Raw genomic sequence first — 7,526 nt, forward strand, 5'->3', positions numbered from 1 at the left:
AGTTTACTCTTCTACACCCACTAACTCTACTCTAAAAACAAGGTCGGTATTTGGAGGAATCACTCCACCAGCACCTCTTTCACCATAGCCCAAATGACTTGGAATATAAAGCAGGGCCTTATCTCCAACATTTAACTGTTGAATTCCTTCTTTAAAACCGGGGATCATTGGCGCATCTGGACCATATACTACAGTCATAGGGCCATATCCTCCCTGGTTTTTTCTAGCTTCATTAAATAAGCCCATTTCCTTGGCCAGTTCTTCTTTATTGGTGTCAAATATTTCCCCGTCACTAAAGTAGCCCTCATAAAGAACTTCTACCATTTGGCCGGTCTCTGGTTCTATACCTTCGCCTTCTTCTTCAAAATAAATTTGCAGCCCGCTATCTAAGGTTTGCGCTTCATCTTTATGACTTTCAAATTCTGTCGCCATAGCCGTTTTGGATTCCTCCCGCTTTTGAGCTTCGGCTTCTTTTTTATCCTTTATGGCCTGGAGTTCATCTTCAAAAACAGTTGGCGCTTCGAAATTCTTGGCGGCTTTTCCTTTTCTTATAATGTTTACCTCTTCCATAGTAACAGGTTTTACAGGTTTGTCCTGTGGTCCGGTTTCTACTTTCCCAATGGCATCTACCACATCCAGGCCTTTTATAACTTTTCCAAAAACCGTGTGTCTACCATCAAGGTTTGGAGTGGGGGCAAGGGTGATGAAAAACTGGCTCCCGTTGGTGCCGGGCCCGGCATTGGCCATAGAAAGAATTCCTTTGGCATCGTGACTTAAGCTGTCCACAATTTCATCAGGAAATTTATAGCCTGGACCGCCACTGCCTGTCCCAGTAGGATCTCCACCCTGGATCACAAAACCATCAATAATTCTGTGAAAGCTTAATCCATCGTAATAATTTTTTCCTTTATAAACACTGTCTACCATTTTATTGGTGCCTTCAGCCAGGGATACAAAACTGGCAACGGTTATCGGGGTTTCCTTAAAGTAGAGTTCGGCTACAACGGTTCCGTAATTGGTTTTAAATTCAGCGTACATCCCATCTTCTAAGTCTGGGTACTGGTCGTTACAAGCAAACATGGTAAAGACCATGGCAAAAAGTAATAGAAATTTACTGGTTTTCATTTAATATAAAAATTAAAGGCCTTCTTGGCCTGTGGTTGAACTTATTCTTGTTTTTTTATCTCGTCACCTTGAGTGATTTTATGCAGGGTGACTTTTGTTTTAATAGGCCAATTTGTGCCAATTTTATTTTTATCGCCATAATAACCAAAAGCTTTATAGGATGGAAATAAAAAAGTAACGGTTTCCCCTTCTTTCATTAATTTCAATCCCTGGCGTAAGCCGCTAAATAATTTTTCCTGATCTATGGCGTAGGTTTTGGTTGCTTTCTCACCTTCGGCGTAAATAACCTGGTCATCTAATGTACTAATACTATAATCAAAGCTTACAACATCCCCAAATTCCGGAGTAATGGTATCAGTTGAGTCCTTGGTTTTTACCTGATAGGTATACCAGAAACCATCTTGAGAAGATTGGTACTGGCTGGTAGAATCCTCAGCTATAACCGCTTTAATGAGTGCGATTTCTTTTTCTAACAATTCCTGGTTTTTAACTATGGATTCACTGATATAAGATCCTGATTTTTGAGTAACGGGATAACGGGCTTCTGGAGATTTACAAGCTCCAAAAGTGATTATAGTAATAAAGATTAAATATTTTTTCATTGTTGCAATTCTTTGTAATCCGGAAGTATACTGTTGAATTTTACTAGAGTATTTTCCAGGGAGAGGTCGCTTTTTCCGCCCGCTGCATTGTTATGGCCGCCACCTTCGAAATGAGCCCGGGCGAATTCATTTACATTAAAATCTCCTTTAGAACGGAAAGAAATTTTAATAATTTCCTCCTGTTTGTTTTCAATAAAAATGACTGCAAAAATTACGCCTTCCAGGGACAGACCGTAATTTACAAAACCCTCAGTATCTCCTTTTTGAAAATTATGCCTATCGAGTTCTTCCTGCGAGAGGCTGATAAAAGCTGTTTTAAACTCCGGTTTTACCCGCAAATTTTGTAATGCTGTTCCCAGGAGTTGTAGCCGGTTTTCATTAAATGTATCAAAAATTTTATTATGAATGTCATGGTTTACCGCACCTTTATCTATCAGCTGGGCGATGACACGATGTGTTTCAGCACTGGTGGCACTAAATCGAAACGACCCGGTATCGGTCATAATACCTGCATACAAACAAGTTGCGATTTCCGGAGTAATTTTTTCCACAGCTCGTAATTTATCTATAAAATGGTACACCATTTCACAGGTAGAACTCATCTGAGCATCGCTGTAAGTGTAATTAGCGAAATCCGATGGCTCACGATGGTGATCTATCATTATAAAAACCGCCTGTGAGGCTGTCAGAATCTCCTGCATATCCCCCGAACGATTGAGATGGTTAAAATCGAGGGCAAATACCAGGTCCGCCTGGTTAATCATATTTTCAGCCTTGGTCTTATCTTTTTCATAAATGATAACATCATCATTGCCAGGTAGCCATTTTAAAAATTTCGGATAATCATTAGGGGCAATCACATCGACGCTGTGACCCTTATCTTTTAAAAAATGCATTAGGCCTAAGGAGGATCCCATAGCATCACCATCAGGGCCTTTATGTGGAACTATGACTATATTTTTAGCATGGGAAAGCTCGGCGGTAATTTCTAATATTGCTTGTTCTATCATAATAAAATATAAAATATCCTGAAAAATCCTGCAAGATATTAGGTTCGAAAAATAGAAACCTTTCTTCTTTTAAAGCTCAAATTTCCTATTCTCGAGGCCCCGTGATTAATCCCAGGGTGTTATTTTGAATACTCTTTTTTTACGGGACCAGGATTAACTCTCCTTAAATTCCCCATACAAGGGGTAAAGATACAATTTATTAATACCCACTTAAAAAAGCATTCTGTATTTTTGGCTTTAACAAAACAACGAAAAATGAAGGTAATTTTATCGCTCTTTGTAAGCTTTTTTCTATTTATTTCCTGTGGAAGTAGTTCAAACCCTTCCAAAAACAAACCTGAGAATTCTTCCGAAAATTTTGATTATTTAATCGCTTTTGGAAGTTGTAACCGGCAGGATGAAGCCCAACCCTTATGGGAGGCGATTATAGAAGAAAAGCCTGATCTTTTTTTATGGGGTGGTGATAATATTTATGCAGATACCGATGATATGTCTGAATTGGAAGCCCAGTACGACAAGCAGAAAAAACATCCGGAATATCAAAGATTAATAAGAACAACACCGGTATTAGGAACCTGGGATGACCACGATTACGGGAAAAATGATGCTGGGAAGGAGTGGGAATATAAAATGGAAAGTCAACAGTTGTTGCTTGATTTTTTGGGTGTTAAAAAAGATGATCCACGCCGAAAACGCAAAGGTGTTTACCACAGTGAGACTTTTACAGAAAAAGGAAAGCTTATAAAAGTAATTGTTTTAGATACCCGGTATTTTAGATCCACCCTGCAAAAAAGTAAAGAGAAAGGGAAACGATATACCCCCAATGGCAATGGGACGATACTGGGTAAAGAACAATGGGAATGGCTGGAGCGGGAATTAAAGAACAATCCTGCCGATTATACGGTGATTTTAAGTTCCATCCAGGTGCTTTCAGGGGAGCACGGTTTTGAGACCTGGGGTAATTTCCCTGCTGAAATAGAAAAACTGGAAAACTTACTACAGGATTCTGAGGCTGAAAATGTGATCGTTCTTAGTGGGGATCGGCATATTTCCGAGTTTTCTCAAAAGAAAATTGAAGGGCTGGATGATCCCTTAGTAGATTTTACCTCCAGTGGAATGACGCATGCTTATTCCGATTTTAACGGGGAACCTAATCAGTATAGAATTGGTGAGGTGGTGAGCGATTTGAGTTTCGGGTTATTGAAATTTGATTTTGCAACCGGAAATGTAAAAATGGAAATGCGCGGGCCTGGTAATAAACTTCAACAGGAATATTGGGTGAACTATAAAGATTAACCAGTGACACCCCTGAATTATGCAGCTGCCTGAGAGCTAAATTCATATAAAACTTAAAGGAACTTGTATTTGCAGCTTATTTAATTATTTTTGCCCAAATTTAAAAAACCATTATAATGGCAGGAAAAAGAACATTTACCATGATAAAGCCCGATGCAGTAGAAGCCGGGAATGTTGGTGGGATACTAGAACAAATTACCGCTTCAGGATTTAGAATTGTAGCTTTGAAAATGACTCAAATGACTACTGCTGATGCTGAAGAGTTTTATGCAGTGCATAAAGAACGTCCCTTCTTTGGAGAGTTGGTAGCGTTTATGACTCGAGGGCCGATCGTATCTGCCGTATTGGAGAAAGACAATGCTGTTGATGATTTTAGAGCCCTGATTGGAGCTACAAATCCTGCAGATGCTGCGGAAGGAACAATTAGAAAGAAATATGCAAAATCTGTTGGTGAAAACGCTGTTCACGGAAGTGACAGTGATGAAAACGCACAGATTGAGGCTGCTTTCCATTTCTCAGGGAGAGAGATGTTTTAAGCAGAAATTTTTAATCATACCAGAGGCCATCAGTATTTTTACTGATGGTTTTTTGTTTGCCCTGCATGCAAACAATTCCGGGGCTTGAAAGAAAGCCCGCTCACCTGATCGGAGGGAAGAGCAATGCGAAGTCAAGTGCGTCACTGGTAACGGTGGGGTGTGAAGGAAGACCTAGCAAGTTAGTGGAACATAGAGAAATCGAACCGATACTGGCAGCTATTGGGGGTAAGGTTGCAAAAAGTGCCAACGCCCAAAATCCGAATGGCAATATATGTTAAAACGGATGGTTTCACTAACAGGAATTTTTGCTTAACGGGGGAAGCCTGATTATTCGCCTTTCTAGGCTAAGCAGAAACAAGTCGAGAGACAAGGATTTGTTATGGAAAATCAGGTGGCAGATGAGTCCGTAGTAGTGAGAAAATTTGGGCCTGAGAAGCACTGGTAACAGGGTGGAGGAGAAAACCCGAATGACATTGCACAAGAATCGCATACTCAGTTGCAATGACTGTCACAGATTAGATGTGGCAGATGCGAAGGGATGAAGTTAAATCAAGTACAGGAAGTTCTTTAGAAGAATTAGTTATAAGCGAAGACAATCAGCATTGAAATATGCTGAGGAATTGCAGCAAAGAGGAGTGACGAGCTGACTCTGGCTGTTAATCCGCGCGAGAATTGAGTAGTAAGATTTTCTACTGTTATAGATTGCCACAGTGCTAAAGACAACAGTATACCTTATGAACGAACAATCTGCCTAATTCTGGCTAAGAAATAAACCGTACTGCAAAGAAGAGAAAGTTTCCTTATGCGAAAATGGTACAGTCTTATAGACAAGGTATATGCATTACCGAGGCTGGAACAAGCCTACCGTGAGGTAAAGAAGAACAAAGGTTCCAAGGCCAAGGGAGTGGATAACCAAAGTATAGCTGATTTTAGTTCAGCTTTAGAGGAGAATTTGTGCCAACTCTCCAGGGAACTAAAAGAGGGAAGGTATAAACCACAGCCGGTAAGGCGGGTCTATATCGATAAACCAGACGGGAGTAAAAGAGGATTAGGAATAGCAACCATTAGAGATCGAATAGTTCAACAGTCTCTACTAAATGTATTGCAACCTATCTTTGATCCCGAATTCCATCCCTCCAGTTATGGGTATCGTCCTAAACGAAGTGCTCACCATGCCATTGCCAAAGCAGAGCGCTTTAGTCGGTATTATGGTCTGGATCATGTAGCAGACATGGATTTATCCAAATGTTTTGATACACTAGACCATCGGCTGATAGTGCAAAGCGTGGGCAAACGGGTAAGCGATGGAAAGATACTTAAACTGATAGGGAGCTTTTTAGCATCCGGCGCACTCGATGGAGAGCGCTTCACACCTACAAAGAAGGGGAGCCCACAAGGGGGAATTATCTCACCGCTCCTGATGAATATCTATCTGGACGCATTCGACCAGCATATGAAAAATTCAGGAATACGAATGGTGAGGTTCGCTGATGACGTTCTGTTGTTTGCACCAACCAAAGCTCAAGCTGGAAACTATATGGCTAAAGCCACAAGTTATCTGGAAAAAGAGCTTCGGTTAGAAGTGAATAAGAACAAGAGTAGTCTGACAAACCTTGAAGAAGGCATCCACTATTTAAGTGTGGTGATAAAGCCCTATGGAGTAGTGGTATCTCACAAAAGCATCAAGAGGTTCAAAAAGAGAGTGAAACTACTAACCCCTAGAACTAAAGGGCAAAGTATAGCTTTCTATATTAAAGAACTGAACCCGCTATTAAGGGGCTTTGCCAACTACTTTCGAATAGGCTTGACCAAAAAGCTGTTCCAGAATCTTTTAAGCTGGATCAGGAGAAGGTTGCGAATGATGGTAATGAAAAGCTGGAAGAGCTGGAAACCTCTTCACCGACAACTAAGGCGTATGGGTTATAAGGGGAACTTTCTTAAGATATCGGTAACCCGATGGAGAAACTCCTCCACCAACTTAATACACTATGCCCTGCCAAATAAGTACTTCTCAGAATTAGGGTTGTACGCGATGGACACAGTTGAAGGAAATACTTTGCATCAGTACTACCAAACAGTACTGAATAAGATTTAACATGAGCCGTGTACGAGACCCGTATGCACGGTTCTGGAAGAGGGATGAAGATAATAAATGCTCAAATATTTATTATCTTCACCCTACTTGATTTTGGTAAGTATTAGATGATTGTCCTACAAGTACTTATAAAATTACTGTTGGTCTTTTTAATTTCTAGGCTATCGAATAAATAAGGTTTTTTGCCAGCTTCTTCTTAATTTTTAGGTAGATCTGAAAAGAAAGCATTATGAATTTTTTTATGAGATGTCTCGTTTTTATTGCATTAGTAATTAGCCCTTCCGTTAACGCACAGGAACTCCAGGGGAAATGGATCGTGTCGGGAAATAAGAGTTTTGGAGCTTTTCCTGGGATACATGTGATGCAGGTAAGTGATGATTCCTTATCCCATTATAACTTTGATCAGTTTCTGACCAAAACCTCGTATAACCTTGAGGATGATCAACTAAAAATAGATAGCCTGGCATTTGCCCATTATTCTTTTATCAACCCAAATCGGTTAAGTATTTCTTCAGAAAGATTGGAAAAGCCGATTGACTATATAAGATTAGTTCCGACAGAAACAGACCTCAATGCTGAAGAAATCAAACAGATTCGATACCAACTCAAAAGGGGAGGAGAAACTTTTGCGGTCGATTTTCAGAACCGTTCCCAGGGTAAAATTACCCATTCCTATTTGAAGAAAATAGATCAAACTTATTTCCTTGTGATTTACAGGCACGGTAAACCTGTAACGGCAGTTCCCATAGAAAAGATAACCAAGGATAGCTTAACCCCAAAAATTCATGAGATATAAATAAAAATTGGGTGTAAAGTGTTATATTTAAAGAGCTTAGCGGCATCTTTAAAAACACTAAAACCA

7 protein-coding genes are annotated in these 7,526 nt (G+C 40.0%); 4 read left to right on the top strand and 3 right to left on the bottom strand.

Features of this window, described 5'->3' with window-relative positions:
* Positions 1-3: 3 nt before the first annotated feature.
* Genes DET49_RS15040 through DET49_RS15050 form a run of 3 tightly spaced genes read right to left on the bottom strand, consistent with a single transcriptional unit; the run spans position 4 to position 2,737 of the window.
* Complete coding sequence (locus DET49_RS15040) at positions 4-1,125, bottom strand: peptidylprolyl isomerase (RefSeq protein ID WP_133549139.1); 1,122 nt, start codon at positions 1,123-1,125, stop codon at positions 4-6.
* 41 nt (positions 1,126-1,166) lie between these two features.
* Positions 1,167-1,727 (bottom strand): gliding motility-associated peptidyl-prolyl isomerase GldI, encoded by a 561-nt coding sequence (gene gldI, locus DET49_RS15045; RefSeq protein ID WP_133549141.1) that lies wholly within the window; start codon positions 1,725-1,727, stop codon positions 1,167-1,169.
* Positions 1,724-2,737 (bottom strand): DHH family phosphoesterase, encoded by a 1,014-nt coding sequence (locus tag DET49_RS15050; RefSeq protein WP_133549143.1) that lies wholly within the window; start codon positions 2,735-2,737, stop codon positions 1,724-1,726. The genes gldI and DET49_RS15050 overlap by 4 nt, the downstream gene beginning before the upstream one ends.
* Positions 2,738-2,992: 255 nt before the next feature.
* Between DET49_RS15050 and DET49_RS15055 the strand changes: the two genes are divergently transcribed.
* The 4 genes from DET49_RS15055 to DET49_RS15070 all read left to right on the top strand — a co-directional run bounded on the left by DET49_RS15055 (position 2,993) and on the right by DET49_RS15070 (position 7,460).
* Positions 2,993-4,033, top strand: coding sequence for an alkaline phosphatase D family protein (locus DET49_RS15055; protein ID WP_133549144.1), 1,041 nt, complete (start codon positions 2,993-2,995; stop codon positions 4,031-4,033).
* A 116-nt stretch (positions 4,034-4,149) separates the two neighbouring features.
* Positions 4,150-4,569 (top strand): nucleoside-diphosphate kinase, encoded by a 420-nt coding sequence (locus DET49_RS15060; protein ID WP_133549146.1) that lies wholly within the window; start codon positions 4,150-4,152, stop codon positions 4,567-4,569.
* An 802-nt stretch (positions 4,570-5,371) separates the two neighbouring features.
* On the top strand, positions 5,372-6,664 hold the full coding sequence (ltrA, locus tag DET49_RS15065) for a group II intron reverse transcriptase/maturase (protein WP_133549148.1): 1,293 nt from the start codon (positions 5,372-5,374) through the stop codon (positions 6,662-6,664).
* Between the two features lie 229 nt (positions 6,665-6,893).
* Positions 6,894-7,460, top strand: coding sequence for a hypothetical protein (locus DET49_RS15070; protein ID WP_133549150.1), 567 nt, complete (start codon positions 6,894-6,896; stop codon positions 7,458-7,460).
* Positions 7,461-7,526 lie beyond the last annotated feature (66 nt).

This window comes from Salegentibacter sp. 24 (assembly GCF_004362395.1).
Lineage (GTDB): Bacteria > Bacteroidota > Bacteroidia > Flavobacteriales > Flavobacteriaceae > Salegentibacter.